The 24,473-nt window shown below is 61.5% G+C and carries 20 protein-coding genes; 8 read left to right on the top strand and 12 right to left on the bottom strand.

Annotated features, from left to right (window positions below; translation table 11 throughout):
• Positions 1 to 49: 49 nt before the first annotated feature.
• Positions 50 to 952, top strand: a complete 903-nt coding sequence (locus V8J63_RS02040; protein ID WP_125927731.1) for a homocysteine S-methyltransferase family protein — start codon at positions 50 to 52, stop codon at positions 950 to 952.
• Between the two features lie 120 nt (positions 953 to 1,072).
• On the opposite strand, the gene V8J63_RS02035 is transcribed toward V8J63_RS02040, so the two are convergent.
• The 3 genes from V8J63_RS02035 to V8J63_RS02025 are packed head-to-tail and all read right to left on the bottom strand — an operon-like array spanning position 1,073 to position 2,837.
• Positions 1,073 to 1,744: a GNAT family N-acetyltransferase gene (locus tag V8J63_RS02035; protein ID WP_336463488.1), complete on the bottom strand. Its 672-nt coding sequence runs from the start codon at positions 1,742 to 1,744 to the stop codon at positions 1,073 to 1,075.
• Between the two features lie 12 nt (positions 1,745 to 1,756).
• Complete coding sequence (locus tag V8J63_RS02030) at positions 1,757 to 2,203, bottom strand: GNAT family N-acetyltransferase (protein WP_024014846.1); 447 nt, start codon at positions 2,201 to 2,203, stop codon at positions 1,757 to 1,759.
• Positions 2,204 to 2,213: 10 nt separating this feature from the next.
• Positions 2,214 to 2,837 carry an FMN-binding negative transcriptional regulator gene (locus tag V8J63_RS02025; protein WP_125927725.1) on the bottom strand — a complete coding sequence of 208 codons (624 nt, stop codon included), beginning with the start codon at positions 2,835 to 2,837 and terminating at the stop codon, positions 2,214 to 2,216.
• Between the two features lie 93 nt (positions 2,838 to 2,930).
• On the opposite strand from V8J63_RS02025, the gene pdxR reads away from it, so the two are divergent.
• Positions 2,931 to 4,481 carry a MocR-like pyridoxine biosynthesis transcription factor PdxR gene (gene pdxR / locus V8J63_RS02020; RefSeq protein WP_336463487.1) on the top strand — a complete coding sequence of 517 codons (1,551 nt, stop codon included), beginning with the start codon at positions 2,931 to 2,933 and terminating at the stop codon, positions 4,479 to 4,481.
• Here pdxR and V8J63_RS02015 read toward each other — a convergent pair.
• The 7 genes from V8J63_RS02015 to aspA all read right to left on the bottom strand — a co-directional run bounded on the left by V8J63_RS02015 (position 4,438) and on the right by aspA (position 17,241).
• Entirely contained in the window at positions 4,438 to 9,042 is a 4,605-nt protein-coding gene (locus tag V8J63_RS02015; protein ID WP_336463486.1) for a dermonecrotic toxin domain-containing protein, read from the bottom strand. The two genes, pdxR and V8J63_RS02015, sit on opposite strands and share 44 nt — an antisense overlap.
• Before the next feature lie 141 nt (positions 9,043 to 9,183).
• Positions 9,184 to 10,278, bottom strand: coding sequence for a polyamine ABC transporter substrate-binding protein (locus tag V8J63_RS02010; protein WP_336353144.1), 1,095 nt, complete (start codon positions 10,276 to 10,278; stop codon positions 9,184 to 9,186).
• Positions 10,275 to 11,300: a histone deacetylase family protein gene (locus V8J63_RS02005; RefSeq protein ID WP_130928014.1), complete on the bottom strand. Its 1,026-nt coding sequence runs from the start codon at positions 11,298 to 11,300 to the stop codon at positions 10,275 to 10,277. Before V8J63_RS02005 ends, V8J63_RS02010 begins: the two co-directional genes overlap by 4 nt.
• Before the next feature lie 155 nt (positions 11,301 to 11,455).
• A complete protein-coding gene (locus V8J63_RS02000; protein WP_336463485.1) occupies positions 11,456 to 12,451 on the bottom strand; it encodes an AraC family transcriptional regulator in 996 nt (331 codons plus the stop codon).
• A 245-nt stretch (positions 12,452 to 12,696) separates the two neighbouring features.
• Complete coding sequence (locus V8J63_RS01995) at positions 12,697 to 13,701, bottom strand: asparaginase (protein WP_336463484.1); 1,005 nt, start codon at positions 13,699 to 13,701, stop codon at positions 12,697 to 12,699.
• Between the two features lie 109 nt (positions 13,702 to 13,810).
• Positions 13,811 to 15,259, bottom strand: coding sequence for an alanine/glycine:cation symporter family protein (locus tag V8J63_RS01990; protein ID WP_016772471.1), 1,449 nt, complete (start codon positions 15,257 to 15,259; stop codon positions 13,811 to 13,813).
• Between the two features lie 557 nt (positions 15,260 to 15,816).
• Entirely contained in the window at positions 15,817 to 17,241 is a 1,425-nt protein-coding gene (gene aspA / locus V8J63_RS01985) for an aspartate ammonia-lyase (RefSeq protein ID WP_016772472.1), read from the bottom strand.
• A gap of 180 nt (positions 17,242 to 17,421) precedes the next feature.
• Between aspA and V8J63_RS01980 the strand changes: the two genes are divergently transcribed.
• From V8J63_RS01980 to V8J63_RS01960, 5 genes are all read left to right on the top strand, one after another.
• Positions 17,422 to 18,330 (top strand): LysR substrate-binding domain-containing protein, encoded by a 909-nt coding sequence (locus V8J63_RS01980; protein ID WP_073470875.1) that lies wholly within the window; start codon positions 17,422 to 17,424, stop codon positions 18,328 to 18,330.
• Positions 18,331 to 18,665: 335 nt separating this feature from the next.
• Positions 18,666 to 19,157, top strand: coding sequence for a 5-(carboxyamino)imidazole ribonucleotide mutase (gene purE / locus V8J63_RS01975; RefSeq protein ID WP_007920220.1), 492 nt, complete (start codon positions 18,666 to 18,668; stop codon positions 19,155 to 19,157).
• Positions 19,158 to 19,167: 10 nt separating this feature from the next.
• On the top strand, positions 19,168 to 20,250 hold the full coding sequence (locus V8J63_RS01970) for a 5-(carboxyamino)imidazole ribonucleotide synthase (protein ID WP_073470876.1): 1,083 nt from the start codon (positions 19,168 to 19,170) through the stop codon (positions 20,248 to 20,250).
• 111 nt (positions 20,251 to 20,361) lie between these two features.
• Positions 20,362 to 20,607: a GlsB/YeaQ/YmgE family stress response membrane protein gene (locus V8J63_RS01965; RefSeq protein WP_016772475.1), complete on the top strand. Its 246-nt coding sequence runs from the start codon at positions 20,362 to 20,364 to the stop codon at positions 20,605 to 20,607.
• A 93-nt stretch (positions 20,608 to 20,700) separates the two neighbouring features.
• Positions 20,701 to 21,237, top strand: coding sequence for a DUF3299 domain-containing protein (locus V8J63_RS01960; RefSeq protein WP_125927713.1), 537 nt, complete (start codon positions 20,701 to 20,703; stop codon positions 21,235 to 21,237).
• A gap of 133 nt (positions 21,238 to 21,370) precedes the next feature.
• On the opposite strand, the gene V8J63_RS01955 is transcribed toward V8J63_RS01960, so the two are convergent.
• Positions 21,371 to 22,270, bottom strand: coding sequence for a D-hexose-6-phosphate mutarotase (locus V8J63_RS01955; protein WP_130902825.1), 900 nt, complete (start codon positions 22,268 to 22,270; stop codon positions 21,371 to 21,373).
• 57 nt (positions 22,271 to 22,327) lie between these two features.
• Positions 22,328 to 22,732: an acyl-CoA thioesterase gene (locus V8J63_RS01950; protein ID WP_003229628.1), complete on the bottom strand. Its 405-nt coding sequence runs from the start codon at positions 22,730 to 22,732 to the stop codon at positions 22,328 to 22,330.
• Positions 22,733 to 23,109: 377 nt separating this feature from the next.
• Here V8J63_RS01950 and V8J63_RS01945 point away from each other — a divergent pair, with 377 nt between their 5' ends.
• The gene (locus tag V8J63_RS01945; protein WP_073470879.1) at positions 23,110 to 24,408 is read left to right on the top strand and encodes an MFS transporter; all 1,299 of its coding nucleotides are present in this window, start codon (positions 23,110 to 23,112) and stop codon (positions 24,406 to 24,408) included.
• The last annotated feature ends 65 nt before the right edge of the window (positions 24,409 to 24,473 follow it).

The raw sequence follows: 24,473 nt of genomic DNA, 5'->3' as shown, positions 1-24,473 counted from the left end.
AACGACTCTGATAGTGAGTTATTTTCATAAGCATATGAGTGAAAAGCATATGGGTGCAGCGAACAGGGTCATTCTCGATGGCGGCATGGGCCGCGAGTTGCAACGCGCCGGCGCGCCGTTTCGCCAACCGGAGTGGTCGGCACTGGCGCTGAGTGAAGCGCCGCAGGCGGTCGAGGCGGTGCATGCCGCGTACATCAACAGCGGCGCCGACGTGATCACCAGCAACAGTTACGCGGTGGTGCCGTTTCACATTGGCGAGGCGCGCTTTGCGGCTGAAGGCCAGGCGCTTGCGGCACTGGCGGGGGAGTTGGCACGGCGGGCGGTGCAGGCATCCGGCAAGTCAGTGCGTGTTGCCGGTTCGTTGCCGCCGCTGTTTGGTTCGTATCGTCCGGATCTGTTCGAAGCGGATCGCGTGACCGAGCTGCTGACGCCGCTGGTCAATGGGCTGGCCCCGCATGTTGATCTGTGGCTGGCGGAAACCCAGAGTTCGATTATCGAGGCGCGGGCCATTCACGCCGGGTTGCCGAAGGACGGCAAACCGTTCTGGCTGTCGTTCACCCTCAAGGATGAAGACACCGATGAAGTGCCGCGCCTGCGCTCCGGTGAGCCGGTAGCCGAAGCGGCTGCGGTGGCGGCTGAACTCGGCGTCGAAACCCTGCTGTTCAACTGCAGTCAGCCCGAAGTGATTGGCGCGGCCATCGATGCGGCGCGCGCAACCTTTGAGCGTCTCGGCGTCACGATCAACATCGGCGCGTATGCCAACGCGTTTCCTCCGCAACCGAAAGAAGCCACGGCCAACGACGGGCTCGACCCGTTGCGTGACGATCTCGATCCGCCGGGGTATCTGCACTGGGCGCTGGACTGGCAACAGCGCGGCGCCAGTCATCTGGGGGGTTGCTGCGGGATCGGCCCGGAGCACATTGCGGTGCTGGCGCAAGAACTGCGTCGTTAAGAAAGAACCCGCCAATTGTGGGAGCGAGCCTGCTCGCGAAAGCGGTCAGTCAGTCAATATTTCAGTGACTGACACAGCGCCTTCGCGAGCAGGCTCGCTCCCACAGGGGCTTTGTGACGATCAGCTACGGCACTCGACCAAGCCTTTCACCTGGCCATCAGGCGTTTGGTTTTCATCGCTCAGCCAGCGCTCGAACCCGGCACCAATCGCTGGCCATTCCGAATCCAGAATCGAATACCACGCGGTATCGCGGTTCTGCCCCTTGACCACCATGTGCTGGCGGAACACCCCTTCGAAGCTGAAGCCCAGACGCTCGGCCGCGTATTTGGAGCGGGCGTTGCCGTTGTTGCACTTCCATTCCAGGCGCCGGTAACCCAGCTCGAACGAATACTTGGCCAGCAGGTACACCGCCTCGGTGCTTTTCGGCGAGCGCTGCATTGGCGCACCGAAAGTGACGTGGCCGATTTCGATGCGGCCCTGAGCCGGGACGATCGACATCAGGCTGAGGATGCCCTGCACCTGATTGGTCGCACGGTCGATGACGCTGAAGAAATACGGGTCGCTGTTGGCCGCATGATTGTTCAGCCAGTCGTTGAATGCGCTGCGCTCGCGAAACGGCCCGTAAGGCAAGTAATCCCAGAGCTTCGGATCAGCACCCGGCCCTTCGAGGGCGGCGTAAAGCTGCTCGGCATGGCGCGCCGGGTCGAGCTTTTCCAGGCGGATGAAACGGCCTTCGAGCAGGGTGGCGGAGGGGGCGGGGACGCCTTTCCAGTCAGCGAGTGAAGCGGTCATGTGCGCGTCTCCTTAAAGGGCTTTACGAAACTGGATGAATCCCGGACGTTCGGCAATGCGCTCGTAGAGCTGGATCGCCGTGGCGTTGGTTTCATGGGTCAGCCAGTGGACTTTGCAGCAACCATCAGCCTTGGCGGTAGCGTAGACATGCTCGATCAACAGCCGACCGACACCGGTGCCACGGGCTTCCGGCACCACCAGCAGATCCTGCAGATAGCAGGAATTTTCGATGCTCCAGTTCGAGCGATGATAGATGTAATGCACCATGCCCAGCGCTTTGCCTTCAGCCCAGGCGAGGGCGGCGTGGGTCGGTTCGTTCGGGTCGAGAAAACGCTGCCAAGTGCTTTGGGTGACAGCGTCCGGCAGTTCCGTGTTGTAGAAGCGCAGGTACGCCTGCCACAGCGGCAGCCAAGCGGCGTGGTCATTGGCGCTGACCGGGCGAATGTCGATCTGGGTCATGGGTAGATCCTTAGGGCATCAGGCTGGCAAGGGTTTGGTCGTTGGCGTCGGGGCTTGCGGCGAGGCCTTCGCGCACCCCGGCAATATCTTCGGCGCTGCGGTTCTGGCTGAGCTTGCGTTTGCCTTCGAGGCGGTCGATGGGAATGGCGAAGCCGACGATGGCTTTGAGCATGGTGTCGATGTAGTCGGCCGGCGCATCGTCGACCGACCACGGCTGGGCACGGCCTGCCTCGTGACGGTCGGTGAGGGTGCTGACAATGTCGAGCAAGCGGCCGCCATCGCTGAAGGTCTCAGCCTGGCCGTAGGCGTGCACGGCGATGTAGTTCCAGGTCGGCACGACCTTGCCGTGCTCGGCCTTGCTCGGATACAAGCTTGGGCTGACGTAGGCGTCTGGTCCGGCAAAGATCAGCATGGCCTCGGCGCCGTCACGCAGGTCTTTCCACTGCGGATTGGCCTTGGCCAGATGGCCGTAGAGCGTGCCGTATTCGCCCTGTTCGCGATGCAGCAGCACCGGCACGTGGCTGGCTTGCAGGCCGCTTTCGCCGTGGCTGACCAGAATGGCCAGGCGCGTGGCGAGGATCAGTTCGTGCAGTTGGGACAAGTCTTCGATGGCAAAGGCGCGTGGCGTGTACATGGACAGATTTTCCTTGGCGAATGCCTGCATCCTAGGCAGGCTATTGGTCCGTTGTAAGAGCCATTGCTGAGCCATTTCATAGGTCCATTCGCCATGCCTGATTTGCCACCCTTGTCGATGCCTTTCAATCCGGCCGGAATCGAGCTTGATCGCCGTCAGGGCCTGAGCCGCCAGCTCTATCAGGCTCTGCGCCTGCGGGTGCTGGATGGACGTCTGGCCAGTGGCACGCGATTGCCGGCCAGCCGAGACCTGGCCTCGGCGCTGGGCATTTCCCGCAATAGCGTGGTGCGCGCTTACGATCAGCTGTATGCCGAGGGCTTTATCGAAGGGCGCGTGGGCGACGGTACTTACGTGGCGCAATTGGCTCAGGCATCCACGCCGAAGAAAAAACTATCCACAAAATCATCCACAGGCTTGTCAACAGGCTTACCCACAGCCTTATCCACAAATTGGCTGGATTTACCTGTGAATCCATCCAGCAAAGTTATCCACAGCGACGGATTTTGCCGCATTGAAAAGCATCATTTGCCACGACCACCGAGCGGTCCGCCGCGTGCTTTTCGGGTGGGTGTGCCGGCGTTCGATCTGTTTCCGTTCGAGGTCTGGGCCAAGCTCAACGCGGCTTTCTGGCGCAAACCGGATCTGCAGCAGCTGTGTTACGGCGACCCGGCCGGTGACGCGCGGCTGCGCGGCATGATTGCTGCGTATTTGCGCAGCTCGCGCGGCATGCAGTGCACGGCTGAGCAAATTGTGATCACCAGTGGCGCGCAGCAGGGCATCAGCCTTTGTGCACAGCTGCTGGTCGAGCCTGGGGACGGTGTGGCGATCGAGAATCCGGGCTATCGCGCCGCCGGACATGCCTTCGCTGTAGCGGGGGCGCAATTGCATGGGGTGGCGGTGGACAGCGACGGCATCGATTGCAGCGCCATGGCTCAGCTCAGTGATTGTCGAGTGGCTTACGTGACGCCGTCTCATCAGTACCCGACCGGCGTGGTGATGAGCCTGGCCCGGCGTCTGGAGCTGCTCGCCTGGGCCGAGCGTGTCGGCGGCTGGATCGTCGAGGATGATTACGACGGCGAGTATCGCTACACCGGCGCACCGCTGGCACCGTTGGCGGCACTTGATCGTCAGGGGCGTGTGCTCTACGTCGGTACGTTCGGCAAGGTCGCTTTTCCGGCGTTGCGCCTGGGCTATCTGGTGCTGCCGCCCGCGCTGGTCGAGGCGTTCGCGCAACGCCGCGCCGTCGATGTGCGGCACTCGGAGGTCAGCACGCAAGCGGTGATGGCCGAATTCATGGCCGCCGGGCATTTCCAGCGGCATATCCGCCGCATGCGCCGGGCTGCGCTGAGCCGACGCAACTGCCTGCTCGAAGGCTGGCCGACGGTCGCCGGCGTCGGTCAACTGCCCGCCATGCCGGCCGGGCTGCACTTGACCGTCGCCGTGGACAGCATCGAGCGCGAGCAGCAATTGATCGCTCGGGCCGCTGAGGTCGATGTCGAAATCAACGGCCTGAGCAGCTACTGGCTCCCCGATTCGACTACGCCCATGGATAAGCGCGCCGGCCTGGTGCTGGGGTTCGCTGCTGTACCAGAGCCAGCAATCAAAGCGGCGCTGTCGCGTCTGCGGCAGGCTTGGCGAGATTGAAGAACAGCGTTTCGGCGCTGCGACTGGAAATTTCGCTGCGATGGATTTCGATCAGCCTCTGATTATCCACATCGGTTATTTCAGAGGTGCCTCCCAGGCGGTGCTGGGCAACTGTCTTCATGTGTCCACGCAAAAATGCGCCATCGGGCGCGTCGGCGCTGCTGTAATGGAAATGCGCATAGCAGAGGACCTTGTCGGTATGCGCATCACGAATCTGATACTCGTCGAGGAAGTCATTCTTATGGCGCCTCAGGCGCCGTCGGGTCAGGGTTTTCGAAATGTTCACTTCGCCCTTGTCCTTGAGCCACTCGACCCCGGCGGCTGTTGGTAGTTGTTGCTTGACCAGACGGATTCGCGTGCTGGTGCCCTTTTCCTCCAGCGTCGTAGCCGCAGCGTCGAGCTTGTGGTTGAGCGTTTCGGACGGTTCATGCAGAGCTGCGGTGAGGTTACTCACCGTCAACGCTTCATCGATGGCGGCACCGGCCTTGCGCAACAGGGCGGCGTGGTTGTGGTATTCCTCTTCGACTTCCACCGGAATGCGCGAGCCGCGTTTGAGGCGCGCCTCGATGCGCCGATGGAACGCCGCCAGCCCGTCGATCAAGGCCTGCCCTGCGCTGATGCTGTTGTTGAGGTTGGGCCGGGCTTTTGGCGACGGTGCCGGCCGTGCATTCTGCTCGACCCAGATACCTGGCGACTCCTCCTTGAATGTCGCGATGACTCTCGTCAGTGCTGTACTGACCTCGACCAGATCGGTGTCTTTGCCGTCGAGGCTTTTTTTCCGTTCGCCGACCAGGATGCCCTTGTTGCGCGTCTTGATGATCTGCCGATTCGAAGATGACGTTGAAGGTCTCGACGGACCGGCTTGCGGCACCAGTAAATGCCGGTAGCGCAACAGATCGGCGAGTCGATTGTCGGCGTTTTCCTTGAATGCGGCCACGCGCGCCTGCAACTGCTTGAGTCGCTCCGTGTGTATGTGTTCGGAATATTCACTCGCCAGGTCATCGAATCGCTTGTCCACGGAAGCAAACTGTTCGCTCACCTGGCTCAGGGCGTCGATGCGTATGCGCAGATCACTGAGGCTTTCATCGGCGCTCAGGTCCCGTGAACTCTGAACGTTCAGCGCAGCATCTTCGAACAGACCGGCCAGCGCTTGTTGTGCCTCGACATGAGCGGTGGAATCGCCGGGCTTGATGCAGGTGTACTGGCCGAGACTGATCTGCAGAGTCTTCAGATCATCCAGCGGGTAGGGCGCAAGGCTGATGTTGTATTTCTGCTTTACATCAAAGCCATCCGGTCCCAGCCTGGTGAGCTCCACCATGCAGGCTTCAGCCGACTCCATTTTCTCGATAATGGTTTGAGTGACATCGTTCAACTGTTCGAACGCAGAGGTGGCGGCCTGCGATTCGCTGCGCAGTTCGTCGTCGAGTATCGCCTGCACCGCCAGTACCCGCTGCTGGTAATCCGAAGCGTTATTACTCAGCCACTCCTGTCCCAGAAACAACTGCATGTCCAACCGCTCCGGCATTACCGTGCGGTAGTTGGGGATCGACTGCTTGCAGTTGAGTTTCTTGATCAGCTTTATGTTTGCGGCATATTCGTTGTGCTGTGAATCGAGCGTGGCAAGGTACTGCGCAAGCGCTTGCTCGCGTGCCTGCGCAGGGGCATCGTGCAGGCTGTTGCGGTCTGCATCGAGACGGCTCCCTTTGCTCTCCATCGTCAAATCGAACGCAGTAATCTGCTCGGCCAATGCGGCCACCTCCTTGGTTCTTATGCCTTGCGCGGCTTGGCGACCTTCCTCCAGTCCGCCGCCGCGCAGACGCAAGCGCAGATCGATTACCCACTGGCCGTTGGCGGTATAGGCCAGCCTGGGTCCGGCAGGTCGGGTGGGCTGACGCGTATCGACAATGTGCACATCGCCATGCGCGTTGCGCGCGACTTCGAACCAGCGTTCACCGACGCGGGCGTACCATTTGTCTGCGTGGGCGTAGAGGCCTCGCTGCGCACCCTCTCTGGTGGCAGCGCCAAGCCCTTTGGGCTTGGCGAGGTTGAACGTATCCAACAGCTTGGCGAGGGCCAACGGGGATCGTTTCAGCGCCGTGATGCTGTCAATCGATGTGCCATGGGCTTCGGTCAATTGCGGGCCGGTGATGTCCGGCTGGCGCAGCGCTTTGACGATTCTGGCGGCAGGTTTGCTCGTTGCTGTGTCCTCTTCGAGCGTTGTGGCCACGGGCGTCGATGGCGCATCACCCATTGCCGCACGATGGGCGAGCACCATGCCCAGCGCCAGGAGGATATCGGCGATGGCCGTCCAGGCGACTTTCGCCGATTGCTCGTTGGCGCCGTCGGTGATTTCCTGCAGATCATCCATGATCTGCCAGATCCACGCCGCTGTACCTACGCTGCGGCCCAGAAACGGCAGTGCGGCATTGAGCATCACCCAGCCACCCTGTTTCAGCGAGGCCCAGCGTGCTTCTGCATCGGATACCGATTGCCGGTCGGCTTGAGTGACAAGCGCCTTGACGTTGCGTTCGTGCAGGGTGGCGAGGACATCGCTGGCGATCACCTGAGTGCCCAGCGCGACCGCGCCGGACATGTCCAGTGCTGTGGTCGGGTTGATCATCAGTTGCGGGATCGTCCACACCGACGGCAGCCTGGCGGTGAAGACGAACTGGCTGTAATTGAAGCGCACATCGTCCGGCAACCAGGCCAGTACCGAATCGCGCAGATGTCGCGAATGCTGGATCGCAAAGAGCAGATTGGCAAATCCCGGATATTGCAGCAGAGCCTTGTCGAACAACGGTCGATACAGCACGCACGGCCCTTTGTCGGCATCGCGCGGGCCTATGACATACATGTTGTCGACAGTGTCTGCGGTGGAGCGGCTGCGATGGGCCACGAACGCCAATGGGCGAATGACGATTTCCTCACCATCGACGTAGCGTTCTGCGTCAGTCGTGGCCAATGCGGCAACCACGTATCGATAACCCGATTCGTCAATGCCGGCTCTGCCCTGGATCTTGTGCTGCAACGCCAGCAATGGCAGCTCGACGCGTAGCTGACTGGTATAGAGCCTTTCCAACCGTGATGTTTGCACTGAGTCGTCTATCAGTACGGCCTTGAGATGCGCCGGGTAGGTCTTGCCGATGTCGACCGTGCTGACCAGCTTCTCCAGAAAAGTCGCGCTCATCCACTCGGGTACCGGGCTGCCATCCTTGTACCGCACAGTCTTGTTGCCCAAGGGCAGGCCGGCGAGATTTTGCAGGGCGAGCTCGGTCAGCGTCCATGTCTGGGTCTGAGTATTTCCCGGCAACACAAACGTGCCCCAGACCACGAGACTGGTGATGGTGATTTCGATGTTGTCGATGTCCAGGTCTTTGGCGTCGGGCTGCTCCTTGAGAATCTGTTTGATCAGCGCTGCCCGAGTGAACGCCTGCAGGCTGGTGATTTCGTTCTGAAAGGATTTGCCGTTGTTCTCGTGCTGCAGCGTCGTCAGGTCCAGCAGGTGCCGGCTGTAACGTGTCTGATCGATGGGCAAGGCGTCGTTCAGCCAGTCCGGAAGCATCGGCTGTAAACGCTCGAAGTGCGCTTCGAGGCGCGGTGTCGGTTGTGCCGGTTTGCCGGCCGTGCCGGTATGCGGATAGACGCGTTTATCAGGGGAGTCCTGAAAAAAACTGATTTTGCCCAAGGCATCCGCTTCCAGGGAAATCAGGGTGCAGGCCTGCTGGTCGAAGAAATTTCCCTGGGGTTCGACCAGCCGCCACTTGAGATCTTCGCCCGAGGCGTTTGTGCCATATATCCGCAGCAGAGCCTCGCCGAGTTCTTCCAGTGAATCGAAACGCTGAAAGCCCTGAGTAATCGCGTGGGTGAGAATCAATGTACGGTCTGCGATGCTGCCGACCAACACTGCGGCGTCGAGCAGGGTCAAGTGGCTTTGCGTGTCGGCGTTCCCCTGATCGAGATCAATCAGATATGCCTTTGCCGAGTACGGGGCGGGGGCCAGGCGTTGTTGCGGGTCGGGCTGTTTGAAAATCGCCTGGGCCATGGCGATTTCATCGGCATCCCAGCCGACGCTGGCATCGACGTTCCACAGGTTGCGCAGTGCCTCGGACAATTGCTGCCAGCGCGGTTGCCCGGGATAGGTGAACTCGTCCCAGTAGTCGACGTGCTGCTCCTTGTAGGCGATGAACAGCAGCGGTGCCAGTTCGTTGAGCAACAGGCCGATCGCATCGATCTTCACCGGCAGATGCGCAGGGGCGGGCACGCCGGGTTGCAGGGTCAGGTAATGCTCACCATCGAGGTACGTCACCGTGGTACCGGACAGGCCGAGCCGCACCAGCGCGTTGGTCAGCGATCCAGCCTGATACCCGTCGGGTACCACTCGACCCTCCACAATGGCCCAGGTGGGTTGCACGACCATCGCCAGACGCGGGTCTATGTCGAGATTCGGATACAACGTCTTGAGGGCTTCGCGCAGCGTTTTTGAAGCGACCTCTTGCAGCGAGGGGCCGGTAACCAGCTGAGTCACGATATCGACGGCACTGGCTTTGGGAATGGCGGTCATGGTGGTTTCCTGCTCTGTCGGGACGCCGCGAGGGCGGCGGAGCAGGTCAAGTTAAAAGGCGCGACAGCGACCCGTGCGGTAGATAAAGCTGCCAGGCAAAAAAAAGACCCGCCTCGGCGGGTCTCCGGCAAACGAGCCGGTTCAGGTCCCGGACTTGATTTTCGTCCAGGCCCGCGTGCGTGCGCGTTCGGCATCCCGAGGCAGCGGCTGCAAGGTGTAGAGCGTGCTCATTGCCGCATCGGTCGGATACAGGTTCGGGTTGTTGCGAATGGCTGGATCGACCAGGCCGGTGGCGTCCTTGTTCGGGTTTGGATAACCGACAAAGTCGCTGACCGGAGCAATCACCGCCGGTTGCAGCAGATAGTTGATGAAGGTGTAGGCGTCTTCGGTGTTCTTCGCGCCCTTGGGAATGGCGAGCATGTCGAACCAGATCGGCGCGCCTTCTTTCGGCAAACGCATATCGACCACCACGCCGTTTTTCGCTTCCTTGGCGCGGTTGGCCGCTTGCGAGAAGCTGCCGGAATAACCGACGGCCACGCAGATGTCGCCGTTGGCAATGTCGGCCATGTACTTGGAGGAATGGAAGTACGTCACATAAGGGCGGATTTTCATCAGCAGCGCTTCGGCCTTGGCGTAATCCGCCGGCTTCTTGCTGTTGGGGTCGAGACCGAGGTGTTGCAGAGCCAGCGGCAGAATCTCCGACGGCGAGTCGAGCAGGGCGACGCCGCACTGCTTGAGCTTGCTGATGTTTTCCTCTTTGAAGATCAGATCCCAACTGTCCACGGGCGCGTTGTCGCCCAGGGCCGCCTTGATCCTGGCCGGGTTGAAACCAATCAGGATGGTGCCGTACATGTACGGCACGGCGAACTTGTTCCCCGGGTCGTTGGCCTCGATCAGCTTCATCAGTTTCGGATCAAGGTGGTTCCAGTTCGGCAGTTTGCTGCGATCCAGCGGCTGGAACACCCCGGCCTCGATCTGCTTGGCGAGGAACACGTTGGACGGCACCACCACGTCATAACCGGAATTGCCGGTGAGCAGCTTGGCTTCGAGTGCTTCGTTGGTGTCGAAGATGTCGTAGATCAGTTTGGTCTGGCTGTTCTGTGCCTTGAAGTCGTCCAGCGCCTTGGGCGTGATGTAGTCGAACCAGTTATAGACGCGCAGCGTGCGTTCTTCGGCGTAGGCGCCAGCGCTGAGCAGAGCCGCGCACAGCGCCGAGGCGATCAGTCGCTTTTTCATTGTTCGAAACCTTCCAGCACGTTCACCGCGTTGATGCCGATTTCCTCCACCGCGTAGCCACCTTCCATGACGAACAGGGTCGGCTTGCCGAGGGCGGCGATGCGTTTGCCCATGGCCAGATAATCCGGGCTGTCGAGTTTGAACTGCGAGATCGGGTCGTCCTTGAACGTGTCGACGCCGAGGGAGACGACGATGATGTCCGCGCCATAGCGATCGATCTCGTCGCAGGCCTGATCCAGCGCCGCGCTCCAGACATCCCAGCCGGAACCGGCCGGCAGCGGATAGTTGAAATTGAAACCTTCACCGGCACCTTCGCCACGCTCGTCGTCGTAGCCGAGGAAGAATGGAAACTCCGCTTCCGGGTGGCCGTGGATCGAAGTGAACAGGACGTCGCTGCGTTCGTAGAAAATCGACTGAGTGCCGTTGCCATGGTGGTAGTCGACGTCAAGAATCGCGACTTTCTTGTGGCCCTGCTCGAGAAAGGCCTGAGCGGCGATGGCGGCGTTGTTGAGGTAGCAATAACCGCCCATCAAGTCGCTGGCGGCGTGATGTCCCGGCGGACGGCACAGGGCGAAGGCCGCGCGTGCGCCACGCTGGATTTCTGCTTGTGCGGTCAGGGCCACTTGCGCTGCGCTGTAGGCCGCTTGCCAGGTACCGGCGGTAATCGGCGCGCCGCCGTCGAAGCTGTAATAACCGAGCTGGCCATGCAGGCTGGTCGGTTTGATCGCACGCAGCGTGCGCGCCGGCCAGGTGTAGGGCAGCAAGTCGCCGTCAGTGTTGAACTCGGTCCAGCGCTGCCATGCACCTTTGAAAAACTCCAGATAGTCGCGGCTGTGAATGCGCGCGATCGGCTCCAGGCCGAAATCCTTCGGCGCTTCGACCGCACCGAGGTTTTGCTTGCGCACGCGTTGCAGCACATGGTCGGCACGCGACGGCATCTCGAAGCACGGCTTGAGCTGGCCATCGATGAGTTCGCAGCGGCCATGGTGCAAGTGGTGATCGTCTGAGTAGATCGTCAGCATTTGTTGTTCTCCGCAAGGCTGATTCGGTGGTCTTCAGTGTTGCGGCGCAACTTGAATCGGAGAACGTCGGGAGCGGCCAAAAGGGGATCGATATGGCCAAAACCTCTGACCGCAATTCGCCCCTTGTTCATGCAGGCTCATGCCTGGAGCAGCCATCAATGCGGTCGGAACTGACTCGGCGCCACGCCACTCCAGCGCACAAACGCATGGCGGAAACTCGCGGTCTCGCTGAAGCCCAGCGTCTCGGCGATCCGATAGATTGGCAACTGGTCTTCACACAACATCTGCTTGGCCCGTTCGAAGCGCAGTTCATCGAGCAGTTCCTGATAGCTGCTGCCCATGTCTTTCAAATGCCGGCGCAGGGTGCGCGGTGAGCACTTCATCTGCTGTGCCAGACCTTCCAGTCCCGGCGCGGCATTCAATTGTGCGCTGAGCAACTGCCGAATCCGCCCCAGCCAGGCCTGACGTCCGGTGAATTCCAGATTCTGTTTGCGGCAGCGCTCGGCCATGGCCTGATGGGTGATCGCGTCGGCCAGCGGCAGCCGCTGATCGAGCCAATGGCGGTCGAAGGCGAAGGCGTTGTCCTTGGCCGAAAAGTGCAGCGGCGAGTCGAAGGGTTCGGCGTAGCTGGCGCGATAGTCCGGCGCTGCATGTTCAAAGCGCGTGGCGCTTAGCGGCAGCGGATGGCCGAGCAAGTCGTCGCAGATGACTTTCAGTGACACCAGACAGAATTCGGCGTTGAACACCGCCATCGCCGGGCTTTCACGGTAATCAGCAGCGACGAACCAGACCTGCTCGCCATCGTCTTCCAGGCTCAGTTCGAACAACGTGCCCAACAGCGCCGGATAACGGATCGCCAGACGCAAAGCGTCACCGAAGGTGGCACAGGTCAGCAGGGCGTAACCGAGCATGCCGTAACAGGACACGTGCATGCGCCGACCCAATTCGAGGCCGATGTCACGCTTGAGTGCCACTGCGTTGGTGCAGACCTGCATCTCTTGATGGGTGGTGATGCGCGTATCGGCACGCTGCAGATCTGCCGCCACGATGCCGCTGCCAGCCAGCAGCGCCTCGCTCGACAGACCTTCGGCCTTGAACGTGTTGAGGATCAGCGAGACCGCGTTGAGGGTGGTGAGGTGGGAGTGGAGCATGGGATCTTCCAGCCTGGAGGTGGCTGGAACGCAGCAAGTTGCATGCCGCAGGCCCTCACCCCAGCCCTCTCCCAGAGGGAGAGGGGGCCGAACGGGGGATATTGCAGAAATACACCGACGTGAGACACCGCCGCCGAATCCATAATCGACACTGTTTATCAGGTCGGTGTATAGCGCAAGACACTACGATCAGTTCCCTCTCCCTCTGGGAGAGGGTTAGGGTGAGGGGCAATCCAGCGCCGTGCTCAGATCAACTCACCACACAAATCCAGTTCGATCAATCGACGCACTTCAGCCGTTTCCAGCCCGGCCCCCAGCAACCCATGCAACTTGCCTAACGCCGCCTCGCGCGTCATGCCGCCACCGGACAGCACGCCAACACCTCGCAAGCGGCTGCCGGCCTCGTAGACATCCAGCTCGACCCCACCTTCATGGCATTGCGTCACTGCAACCACCACCACGCCGTTATCCCGTACGCGGGCAAGGCTGGCGAGGAACTCGGGGTTATCGCTCGGCCCGGTTCCGCTGCCGTAGCATTCCAGCACCAGACCTTGAATGCCGCTGTCGAGCAGGCCGTCGAGAACCTCGGCACTGATCCCGGGAAACAGCGGCAACACCGCCACTTTCGCCAGTTGCTTCGGCTGGTTGTAGTTCAGCGCGACTGGGATCGACGGCGCCTTCACACCACCGCCCTGACGCTCCAGGCGTTTGAACGGATGGCGGCCGAAGCTGCGCACTTTCGCGCAGCGGGTCGGCGCCAGCAGTTCGCCGTGGAAGTACAGGTGCACGCCCGGCGCCAGGCCCTGGCCGAGGGCGACCAGCGCGCCGCCGAGGTTTTCCCAGGCATCGCTGTCGGTCACACCCGCCGGCAGCATCGAGCCGGTGAAACACACGCGGGCATGCAGGCCGAGCAACTGAAAACTCATCGCCGCCGCGCTGTACGCCAGCGTGTCGGTGCCGTGCAGGATCAGCACGCTGTCGCAGCCTTGCACGTCCACGGCATCGACTACCGCTTCGCGCAGTTGCTGCCAGTAGGCCGGGGTCATGTTGGCGCTGTCGATCAGCGGCGACATTTCCCGAAACTGCCACTGCGGCACTACCAGCTCAGGCTGGCTGTGCAGGTAGTCGCGCATCCGCGCTTCGAAACCGGACGCCGGGGCCAGACCGTTGGCGCTGGCCTGCATGCCGATGGTGCCACCGGTGTAGAGCACCATGACGTGTTGAGCGGCGGGGTAGGTCGACGAGCTCATAGGATTCTCCGAAACGATGAGGGCCTTGCAGGAGCGAGCAGGCTCGCTCCTGCAGGTTATTGCATCACAATAACTGACGGGCGCGGGGGATGCGCCCGTCATTCACCTGTCAGCGTTGCGCTGCAGGTACGCCTTGCGGCGCAGTTTCAGTCTGGCCCGCCGCTGCTGGCGGGTTGACCGGCCAGGCGTTGCGATCCAGATCCAGGTCGGCGAATTTGCTCGAATCGAACACTGGCTGTTTGACGCCGGCGCGACGCTGCTCGTCGTAGTCGCGCATCACCCGCAGGCCGACCTTGAACAGCATGGCCAGGGCCACGAGGTTGACGAAGGCCAGGCAGGTCATGGTGATGTCGGCGAAGGCGAATACCGTCGTCAGGTCCTGCATCGAACCCCACACCACCAGCGCCAGCACCAGGCCGCGGAACAGCATCAGCAGGGCGCGGTTGCGGCTGAGGAACTGCAAGCTGTTCTCGCCCAGGTAGTAGTTGTAGAGGATGCAGGTGAAGACGAACAGCGACAGCGCGACGCTGACGAACATGCGACCCCAGTCACCGACCACGGCAGCCAGCGAGTTCTGGGTCAGGACGATGCCGTCACCTTCGAAGCCCGGGGTGTAGAAGCCCGACAGCAGGATCAGCAGCGCGGTGCAGGTGCAGATCACGAAGGTGTCGAGGAACACGCTGAAAGCCTGGACCACGCCCTGCGCGCCCGGGTGCTTGACGGCGGCGACGGCGGCGACGTTCGGCGCACTGCCCAGGCCCGCTTCGTTGGCGAACACGCCACGCTTCACGCCCATGACAATGGCGCTGCCGAGCAGACCGGCAAAGGCCGGGTCGAGGCCGAAGGCGCTCTTGAAGATGGTTTCCAGCATGGCCGGTACGTGTTCGATCTGGGTGCCGATCACGTACAGGGTCACGCCGATATAGGCCAGGGTCTTGATCGGTACCAGCAGGTCGGAGACCGAAGCGATGCGCTTGATCCCGCCGATAAAGGTGATGGCCAGCAGCACCGCCAGGACAATCCCGGTGTGTTGTGGATTGAAGTCAAAGGCGTTCTGCAGCGAGTGGGTCACGGTGTAGGACTGCAGGCCGATGAAGGCGAAGCCGTAGGTGACCAGCAGCAGAACGGAGAAGACTATCGCCATGCCCTTGAGCTTGAGCCCGTGCTGGATGTAATACGCCGGGCCACCACGGTACAGGCCGTCGCCATCGGCGCGCTTGTAGACCTGGGCCAGGGTGCACTCGAAGAAGCTGCTGGACATACCGACCAGTGCGGTCACCCACATCCAGAACACCGCACCCGGACCACCGAGGGTCACGGCGATGCCGACACCGGCAATGTTGCCTGCACCGACGCGGCCGGCGAGGCTGAGCATCAAGGCCTGAAACGAGCTGAGCTGCCCGGCGCTGCCTTTGAGGCTGTCGCGGAACACCGCGAACATGTGGAAGAAGTGACGCAGTTGAACGAAACGCGAGCGAATCGTGAAGTAGCTACCGAGCCCGACAATGAGCACGATCAGTACTTTCCCTGAGAGGAAGTCGTTGATGACTTCGAGCATGGATTTATCCTCGCTGTTTTTTGTGGGTGCAAATGCTGGATCGGAGAAACATCGTGTTACACCGGCATGCACGCGGCACGACGGGTGAGGCGAAGGTTTCGTCCCGGATCCATATCGCGGGTTTTGTTATTAGTTCGGGTTTCGCATGGGTTATGGCCTCGTTACCGACGACCGCTCACGCGAAGAGGGGCGGCACTATACCGATCAGTGGCGCGCCCGTCTGCACGGTAGTGGTGCAAGCGACGAAACGAAGCTTTGAAACACTTGGCGTTTGTGGCGAGGGGATTTATCCCCGTTCGGCTGCGAAGCAGTCGTAAACCATTGCACGCGGTGTTTCTGGTACATCTTTATTGTTGGTATCGGGGCCGCTTCGCAGCCCAACGGGGATAAATTCCCTCGCCATAAAGGCTCACCTGCATATTGTTCAGTCCTCTACATTCGGGTCTCAGGATAAACAGTTAAAAAAAAGGGCTCGGGGACAAAATCCCCAAGCCCTCAAAAGGTGAGAGGTGTCTAGTCCCTCGACCTGGTGAGCGGTGCTACAAGTTCGCGTCGGCTCAGGCTTTGAGCGGAACCAGACGCGGGGCAATCATGTTTTCCGGGCGCAGGATGTCGGCGAGCATGGCTTCGTCGAGCAGACCTTCTTCGCGCACCAGTTCCAGCACGCCGCGGCCGCTTTCAAGGGCGATACGGGCGATGCGGGTGGCGTTTTTGTAGCCGATGTACGGGTTCAGTGCGGTGACCAGACCGATCGAATGCTCGACCAGTTCGCGGCAGCGCGCTTCGTTGGCGGTGATGCCGACGATGCAGTGCTCGCGCAGCATGTCCATGGCACGTTGCAGCAGGCGGATCGAATCGAGGATCTTGAAAGCGATCAGCGGCTCCATCACGTTCAGTTGCAGCTGGCCGCCTTCGGCTGCCATGGTCAGCGCCAAGTCGTTACCGATGACCTGGAACGCGACCTGGTTCACGGCTTCCGGGATCACCGGGTTGACCTTGCCGGGCATGATCGAGCTGCCTGGCTGACGCGCCGGCAGGTTGATTTCATTGATGCCGGTGCGCGGGCCGCTGGACAGCAGGCGCAGGTCGTTGCAGATCTTCGACAGCTTGACCGCGGTGCGCTTGAGCATGCCGGAGAACAGCACGAAGGCGCCCATGTCGGAGGTCGCTTCGATCAGGTCGGCGGCCGGTACCAGCGGTTGGCCGCTGATCAATGCCAGACGTTGAACAGCCAGTGCCTGATAACGCGGGTCGGCGTTGATGCCGGTGCCGATCGCGGTGCCGCCCAGGTTGACTTCAGTCAGCAATTCCGGGGCCAGCGTCTTCAGACGCGCGAGGTCTTCGCCCATGGTGGTGGCGAACGCGCGGAATTCCTGGCCGAGGGTCATCGGCACGGCGTCTTGCAGCTGGGTACGGCCCATTTTCAGGACGTGGTCGAACTCTTTACCCTTGGCCGCGAACGCCTGAATCAGGCTGTCGAGGCTGGCCAGCAGCGCGTCGTGACCCAGCAGCAGACCCAGGCGGATCGCCGTCGGGTAGGCGTCGTTGGTCGACTGCGCCATGTTCACGTCGTCGTTCGGGTGCAGGTACTGGTACTCGCCTTTCTCGTGGCCCATCGCTTCCAGAGCAATGTTGGCGATCACTTCGTTGGCGTTCATGTTGGTAGAGGTGCCGGCGCCACCTTGAATCATGTCGACCACGAACTCTTCGTGGTAATCGCCGCGGATCAATCGGGCACAGGCTTCGCTGATGGCAGCGTGCTTGGCTTCGCTCAGGTGACCCAGCTCGCGGTTGGCGTCAGCGGCGGCCTGTTTGACCATCGCCAGGCCCACAACCAGTTTCGGGTAATGCGAAATCGGAACGCCCGAGAGGCGGAAGTTGTTCACCGCTCGCAGGGTCTGGATGCCGTAGTACGCATGGGCCGGTACTTCGAGGGCGCCAAGCAGGTCGGTTTCTGTGCGGAAAGATGCAGCGGAGGACATGATAGAAATCATCTCGATAAGGACCCGGTCTGTGCCGGAACGCTGCGAATGCTAGGCTTGTGGGGATTTTTGGGCCAATGCTGTTCAGCACTGCCCTATGCACATTCGGCATAATGCCCATGTGACGCCGCCTGTGCGGCAGACGTGTGACCTGTTTTGGTGCGTGTCCGGGAGGACGTGATGAATCTGGAAAGCAAATGGCTCGAGGACTTCAGTGCCCTGGCCGCCACCCGCAGCTTCTCGCAGGCAGCCGAACGGCGCTTCGTGACTCAGCCGGCGTTCAGTCGGCGGATCCGCAGCCTCGAAGCGGCGCTGGGGCTGACCTTGGTAAATCGCTCGCGCACGCCGGTCGAACTGACGGCGGCGGGGCAGTTGTTTCTGGTGACCGCGCGCACCGTGGTCGAACAGCTCGGCGAAGTGCTGCGCCATCTGCATCATCTGGAAGGCGGGCAGGGCGAGGTGATGCAGGTGGCGGCGGCACACTCGCTGGCGCTGGGCTTTTTCCCGCGCTGGATCGCCCAGTTGCGCAACGAAGGGCTGAACATCGCCACGCGGCTGGTGGCAACCAACGTTGGCGACGCCGTGCACGCTTTGCGTGAAGGTGGCTGCGATCTGATGCTGGCGTTCTACGATCCGGATTCGGCGATGCAGATGGACCCGGAAATCTTCCCGTCGCTGCATTTGGGCCAGACCGAGATGCTGCCGGTGTGCGCGGCCGATCTGGATGGCAAACCGCTGTTCGATCTGGAAGGCGAGGCGAGTGTGCCGTTGCTTGCGTACAGCGCCGGGGCGTTTCTCGGCCGATCGGTGAACGGCTTGCTGCGCCAGCGCCAGTTGCGCTTCACCACGATCTACGAAACCGCGATGGCCGACAGCCTGAAAAGCATGGCCCTGGAAGGACTCGGCATCGCCTGGGTGCCGCAATTGAGTGTGCGCGCCGAACTGGCTCGCGGTGAACTGGTGGTGTGCGGCGGCCCGCAGTGGCATGTGCCGCTGGAGATCCGCCTGTACCGCTGCGCCCTGGTGCGCAAGGCCAACGTGCGGTTGCTGTGGCGCAAGCTTGAAGGCGGCGCTGCCCAAAACGCTTGAAGCTGATGAAGATTGAATGTGGGAGCGAGCCTGCTCGCGAATGCGCAGTGTCAGGCCCTGAGGTATCGTCTGACACAACGCTTTCGCGAGCAGGCTCGCTCCCACAGGGGGATTTTTGCGCTGTTCTTTCGCTGACCTCAAGGTCAATAAAACCGGGCGTTTCGCTCATTTGACAGATGGTCGTTTCGGGGGCTGTTTATTGCTTTCTTTGCGGTATACTGCGCGGCCTTCGGCCGGCACGTCCGGCCATTTTTCGCACAATCAAGCCACGCAACCTGCGTGGCTTGTTGTTTTATGATGCGCCTGCGGGCGCTCCAGAGAGAAGAGGCGCGACGATGAGTGCACTGGTTGGCGTGATCATGGGCTCCAAGTCCGATTGGTCCACCCTTAGCCACACCGCCGATATGCTGGAAAAGCTCGGCATCCCGTACGAGGTCAAGGTGGTTTCCGCCCACCGCACCCCGGATCTGCTGTTCCAGTACGCCGAAGAGGCTGAAAGCCGCGGCATCGAGGTGATCATCGCCGGTGCCGGTGGCGCCGCCCACTTGCCAGGCATGTGTGCGGCCAAGACCCACCTGCCGGTGCTGGGCGTGCCGGTGCAGTCGGCCATGCTCTCGGGCGTCGATTCGCTGCTGTCGATCGTGCAGATGCCGGCGGGCATTCCGGTCGCCACCCTGGCCATCGGCAAGGCCGGCGCAATCAACGCCGCCCTGCTCTCGGCGAGCATCCTCGGCGCCAAGCACCCGCAATTTCATGCGGTACTGAAAACCTTCCGTGCCGAGCAGACAGACAGCGTCCTGGACAATCCAGACCCACGTATTGCCTGAGGTTGTTGAGATGAAGATCGGTGTAATCGGTGGCGGCCAGTTGGGTCGCATGTTGGCTCTGGCGGGCACTCCGCTGGGGATGAACTTCGCTTTTCTCGACCCTGCGCCGGACGCTTGCGCCGCTGCGTTGGGCGAACACCTGCGGGCCGATTACGGCGATCAGGATCATCTGCGCCAACTGGCCGATGAAGTCGATCTGGTGACCTTCGAATTCGAAAGCGTCCCGGCCGAAACCGTGGCGTTTCTTTCGCAATTCGTGCCGGTCTACCCGAGCGCCGAAGCCCTGCGCATTGCTCGTGACCGCTGGTTCGAAAAGAGCATGTTCAAAGACCTCGGCATTCCGACCCCGGCCTTCGCCGACATCCAGTCGCAAGCCGACCTGGACGCCGCCGTCGCTTCCATCGGTCTGCCGGCCGTGCTGAAAACCCGCACCCTGGGTTATGACGGCAAGGGCCAGAAAGTCCTGCGCAAGCCGGAAGATGTTGCCGGTACGTTCGCCGAACTGGGCAGCGTTGCCTGCCTGCTGGAGGGCTTCGTGCCATTCACCGGCGAAGTGTCGCTAATCGCCGTGCGTGCCCGCGATGGTGAAACGAAGTTCTATCCACTGGTGCACAACACCCACGACAGCGGCATCCTCAAGCTGTCGGTAGCCAGCACCGATCACCCGTTGCAGGCGCTGGCCGAAGATTATTCCAGCCGTGTGCTCAAGCACCTCGACTACGTCGGCGTGATGGCTTTCGAGTTCTTCGAAGTCGACGGTGGCCTGAAAGCCAACGAAATCGCCCCGCGCGTGCACAACTCCGGGCACTGGACCACCGAAGGTGCCGAGTGCAGCCAGTTCGAAAACCACCTGCGCGCCGTGGCTGGCCTGCCGCTGGGTTCGACCGCCAAGGTCGGCGAGAGCGCGATGCTCAACTTCATCGGCGTAGTGCCGCCGGTGGAAAAAGTCATCGCCATCGAAGACTGCCATCTGCATCACTACGGCAAAGCTTTCAAGGCCGGACGCAAGGTCGGCCACGCCAACCTGCGCTGCGCCGACATGGCCACGCTGCAGGCGCAGATCATCAAGGTCCAAGCGCTGATCGCCGAGTAAACCAGTTTCATGTGGCCGCGGCGGAACCATTCAGGGGCCGCCGTTCTCTCATGGCAGGATGCCAAAGTCTGTCTAGGCTTTGGCATATCTACCAAATCAGAGGGAAATGCCATGGGAATTATCGGAACCATCTTTATCGGCTTGATCGTCGGCCTGCTGGCTCGGTTCCTGAAACCGGGCGATGACAGCATGGGCTGGATCATGACCATCCTGCTCGGTATCGGCGGTTCGCTGGCGGCCACCTACGGCGGCCAGGCTCTGGGCATCTATCAGGCGGGCGAGGGCGCGGGTTTCCTCGGCGCACTGGTCGGCGCTGTCGTGTTGCTGGTGATCTACGGTCTGATCAAAAAGAACTGATCGAAAGCGACAAAGCCCTCTCGGCCCGCGCGGCCGGGAGGGCTAGAATGCGCGGCGACTCACCGTCCATTCCTTTGTCTGCCGAGCACCTTCATGCGCCGTCTTCTGTTGATTCTCCTCTTGCTGGGCAGCTATCTCGCCCACGCCGGCGAACTGCCGGAAACCGACTGGCTGGAACTGATGCCCAAGTCGGATCAAAAGGCCCTCGAGGCCATGCCTGAAATCGACCACAACACCCCCGAAGCCACCGGCACCTTCACCGAGAAGGGCGGGATGAAGCAGGCCAAAGGTCTGCCGGCGGTGATGTATTCGACGAAAACCGTGGCGTCGATGAACGACAAGCACATTCGCATCGGTGGTTACCCGGTGCCGCTGGAGTCCGATGCCAAGGGCCGCAGCACGTTGTTCTTCCTCGTGCCGTATCCGGGCGCCTGCATCCACGTACCGCCACCGCCGCCCAATCAACTGGTGCTGGTGCGATATCCGAAGGGTTTGAAGCTGGACGATATCTACACACCGCTGTGGGTGACCGGCACACTAAAAATCGAGAAGGTCAGCAATGACCTCGCTGATGCGGCGTATGCGCTGGAGGCGGAGAAGGTGCGGGTGGTGCAGGAGGCTGATCTCTAAAGCGCGCCGCACATAAATTTGGGAGCGAGCCTTTGTGGTGAGGGGATTTATCTGTAGTGAAGGGATTTATCTGTGGCGAGGGGATAAATCCCCTCGCCACAGGGCTCTTTGCCCTTTTGTATAGCGCTAGAGCTTAGAGCGGCGTAGCAGCTACGCTGACACCCATCGTATGGCGCGCCCCCGGCGCCAGGGTGACCAGATCATCCATCACATTCGCCGTTTCGATGCACAGCATGCGCTGCCAGCCATCGTTGTCCATGTCCGGCAGGGCGGCGGCGCGGTCGATCCATGGGTTCCAGATCACCGCCGTGCGCGAGCCGGTGGAGGTCAGCACGATGCGTCGTTCCCAGGTCGGATCAATGATGCTCAATTGCGGCGGAACGTCGAGGTAGATGCGGTCGGTCTCGCCGGCGAAATGCAGATCGCCGCTCTGGCTGGCCGTGTTCCAGTCATCCAGGGTCTCGATATAATTCAGCCCGGCCACGCCGTCGACATGCACATTGCGCACGTCACTCACGGCGAAATAGGTGTGCAGCGCCTGACTCAGCGTGACGGTGTCATTACCACGGTTATGGCTGGTCAGGCTGTAGTGCAGTTGATCCGCCAGATGCAGGGTCAGGGTCAGATCGACCTCGTGGGGCCAGCCCGGCAGGCCACCTTCCGGGTAGGGCAGCTTGAATTCGACCTTGATGCCGTCAGCCTCTGATTCGATGTTGCCCAACTGCCAATCCATCGCCCGCACCAGACCGTGCGCGGGGGCCGGTTGCTCGCCGGTGTACATGGCCTGCACGCTGCTCGGATTGCGTTCGAATTTGCCGAACCACGGCCAGCACACCGGCACGCCGGCGCGGATGCTCTTGCCGGTCTTGAACTCGGCCTTGTCGTTGAGCCAGATGATCGGCGGCTGGCCGTCGATCTGATAACTGAGGATGTGCGCGCCTTGCTGGGCCACCAGCACTTCGGCCTTGCCGTGGCGGATGCGCCAGCAGTTCAGTTCATCCTGTTTCACGGCTTCAACGTTGGGCGTGTTCATGGGCAACTCTCGATCAGACACTGGGGACGACTATCGACCGCAAAACGGCCGCGAGGTTTAACGCGCGCGTGGCGGCACCGAACGGGTGCGACCGCTGCCGTCGATGGCGACGAAAACGAAAACCGCTTCGGTGACCTTGCGCCATTCGCTGGACAGTGGGTCATCGCTCCACACTTCGACCATCATCTGGATCGAGCTGCGGCCGATTTCCAGGGTCTGGGTATAAAAGGACAACTGCGCGCCGACGGCGACCGGGACGAGGAACGCCATGCGGTCGATGGCGACAGTGGCAACGCGGCCACCGGCCACCCGGCTGGCCATGGCAGTGCCGGCCAGATCCATCTGCGCGACCAGCCAGCCGCCGAAAATATCGCCAAAGCCGTTGGTTTCGCGGGGAAGTGCGGTGATTTGCAGGGCCAGGTCGCCCTGTGGGATCGGATCTTCTTGTTCGAGCTCTATCATGCCGAGGGGCCTCTGACCCGTGACTCTTCGTGGGTATTGCGGGTGGTAGCCGTCTTCAAGAAAAACGATTCAACACCGAACACACTGCGTTCGTCACGTTTTCCATCAGGCGCCTAAAGGGAAACTCTGCGAAAAAGGCTAAATCCCGAGCAAAGGACGGGCCAACAACGTTTTCGCACAGCAACCTCTTACAAATCCTGCGCAGGTGGCGAGTATATCGGTCGATAGACCCCGCGACGACCACCCGGTTCTGATTTCGACCGTCAATTACGCGCCTCTATGTGCTTTTTCGAACAATTTGCTATGGTGCCGAACCTGTCCGAGCCACCGCCAGCGTTGTTGTGGCGACAGATTCGACTATAAGAGAAGCCCTTGCCATGACCACAGCGCCTTCGAGCCTCGCGCAGCCCGAGCAACCCGCACGACCGTTGACCCGCAATGACTACAAGACTCTGTCGCTGTCCGCCCTCGGCGGGGCGCTGGAGTTCTACGATTTCATCATCTTCGTTTTCTTCGCCACCGTCGTCGGCAAGCTGTTCTTCCCGGCCGACATGCCCGAGTGGCTGCGCTTGATGCAGACATTCGGCATCTTTGCTGCCGGCTATCTGGCGCGCCCTTTGGGCGGCATCGTCATGGCGCACTTCGGTGACCTGCTGGGGCGCAAGAAGATGTTCACCCTGAGCATTTTCATGATGGCCGTGCCGACGCTGATCATGGGCCTGCTGCCGACCTACGCGCAGATCGGCATCTGGGCGCCGATCCTGTTGCTGCTGATGCGGGTGATCCAGGGCGCGGCGATTGGCGGCGAAGTGCCGGGAGCGTGGGTCTTCGTTTCCGAACACGTACCGCAAAAGCACATCGGTTATGCCTGCGGCACGCTCACCAGTGGCCTGACTGCCGGCATCCTCCTCGGCTCGCTGGTCGCCACGGCGATCAACAGCATTTATACGCCAGCCGAAGTGTCGGATTACGCCTGGCGGATCCCGTTCCTGCTCGGCGGCGTGTTCGGCCTGTTCTCTGTGTACCTGCGCCGCTGGCTGCACGAAACTCCGGTGTTCGCCGAACTGCAACTGCGTAAAGCGCTGGCCGAAGAAGTGCCGTTGCGCGCGGTGCTGCGGGATCATCGCGGCGCCATCGCCATTTCGATGCTGCTGACCTGGCTGCTGTCGGCCGGCGTCGTCGTAGTGATCCTGATGACCCCGACCGTGCTGCAAACGGTCTACCACTTTTCGCCGACCACGGCGCTGCAAGCCAACAGCCTGGCCATCGTCTTCCTCAGCCTCGGCTGCATTGGCGCCGGCGCGCTGGCCGATCGCTTCGGCGCCGGTCGCGTCTTCGTCTTTGGCTGCTTGGGCCTGCTGATCAGCTCCTGGACCTTCTACCACAGCCTCGCCGACCACCCGGACTGGCTGTTCCCGCTGTACGCATTGACCGGTTTGCTGGTCGGCACCATCGGCGCGGTGCCGTACGTGATGGTGAAGGCGTTCCCGCCGGTGGTTCGCTTCAGTGGCTTGTCGTTCTCGTACAACGTCGCGTACGCGATCTTCGGTGGCTTGACGCCGATGGTGGTGAGCCTGCTGCTGAAAGAAAGCGCGATGGGGCCTGCCTACTATGTGGCAGTGCTGTGCGGGATGGGGATTGTGGTCGGGGCGTGGCTCTGGAAGAAGGGGCGTTGATTTTCTCTCCCGCCTGATCGTTCCCACGCTCCGCCTGGGAACGCATCCTGTGACGCTCCGCGTCA

This window comes from Pseudomonas sp. CCNWLW23 (assembly GCF_037095675.1).
GTDB classification, from domain to species: Bacteria; Pseudomonadota; Gammaproteobacteria; order Pseudomonadales; family Pseudomonadaceae; genus Aquipseudomonas; species Aquipseudomonas atacamensis.
The sequence above is the reverse complement of the archived record's forward strand: the minus strand, read 5'-3'. Positions and strand labels throughout refer to the sequence as shown.

Bases quoted from the DNA above. Each gene is read 5' to 3' on its own strand.
- V8J63_RS01990 (WP_016772471.1), bottom strand. From the start codon at position 15,259: ATGCTCGAAGTCATCAACGACTTCCTCTCAGGGAAAGTACTGATCGTG.
- V8J63_RS01995 (WP_336463484.1), bottom strand. From the start codon at position 13,701: ATGAGCTCGTCGACCTACCCCGCCGCTCAACACGTCATGGTGCTCTAC.
- V8J63_RS01965 (WP_016772475.1), top strand. From the start codon at position 20,362: ATGGGAATTATCGGAACCATCTTTATCGGCTTGATCGTCGGCCTGCTG.
- V8J63_RS01955 (WP_130902825.1), bottom strand. From the start codon at position 22,270: ATGAACACGCCCAACGTTGAAGCCGTGAAACAGGATGAACTGAACTGC.
- V8J63_RS02030 (WP_024014846.1), bottom strand. From the start codon at position 2,203: ATGACCCAGATCGACATTCGCCCGGTCAGCGCCAATGACCACGCCGCT.
- V8J63_RS01960 (WP_125927713.1), top strand. From the start codon at position 20,701: ATGCGCCGTCTTCTGTTGATTCTCCTCTTGCTGGGCAGCTATCTCGCC.
- pdxR (WP_336463487.1), top strand. From the start codon at position 2,931: ATGCCTGATTTGCCACCCTTGTCGATGCCTTTCAATCCGGCCGGAATC.
- V8J63_RS01945 (WP_073470879.1), top strand. From the start codon at position 23,110: ATGACCACAGCGCCTTCGAGCCTCGCGCAGCCCGAGCAACCCGCACGA.
- purE (WP_007920220.1), top strand. From the start codon at position 18,666: ATGAGTGCACTGGTTGGCGTGATCATGGGCTCCAAGTCCGATTGGTCC.
- V8J63_RS02005 (WP_130928014.1), bottom strand. From the start codon at position 11,300: ATGCTGACGATCTACTCAGACGATCACCACTTGCACCATGGCCGCTGC.
- V8J63_RS01950 (WP_003229628.1), bottom strand. From the start codon at position 22,732: ATGATAGAGCTCGAACAAGAAGATCCGATCCCACAGGGCGACCTGGCC.
- V8J63_RS02040 (WP_125927731.1), top strand. From the start codon at position 50: ATGGGTGCAGCGAACAGGGTCATTCTCGATGGCGGCATGGGCCGCGAG.
- V8J63_RS01970 (WP_073470876.1), top strand. From the start codon at position 19,168: ATGAAGATCGGTGTAATCGGTGGCGGCCAGTTGGGTCGCATGTTGGCT.
- V8J63_RS02025 (WP_125927725.1), bottom strand. From the start codon at position 2,837: ATGTACACGCCACGCGCCTTTGCCATCGAAGACTTGTCCCAACTGCAC.
- V8J63_RS02000 (WP_336463485.1), bottom strand. From the start codon at position 12,451: ATGCTCCACTCCCACCTCACCACCCTCAACGCGGTCTCGCTGATCCTC.
- V8J63_RS02015 (WP_336463486.1), bottom strand. From the start codon at position 9,042: ATGACCGCCATTCCCAAAGCCAGTGCCGTCGATATCGTGACTCAGCTG.
- aspA (WP_016772472.1), bottom strand. From the start codon at position 17,241: ATGTCCTCCGCTGCATCTTTCCGCACAGAAACCGACCTGCTTGGCGCC.
- V8J63_RS02035 (WP_336463488.1), bottom strand. From the start codon at position 1,744: ATGACCGCTTCACTCGCTGACTGGAAAGGCGTCCCCGCCCCCTCCGCC.
- V8J63_RS01980 (WP_073470875.1), top strand. From the start codon at position 17,422: ATGAATCTGGAAAGCAAATGGCTCGAGGACTTCAGTGCCCTGGCCGCC.
- V8J63_RS02010 (WP_336353144.1), bottom strand. From the start codon at position 10,278: ATGAAAAAGCGACTGATCGCCTCGGCGCTGTGCGCGGCTCTGCTCAGC.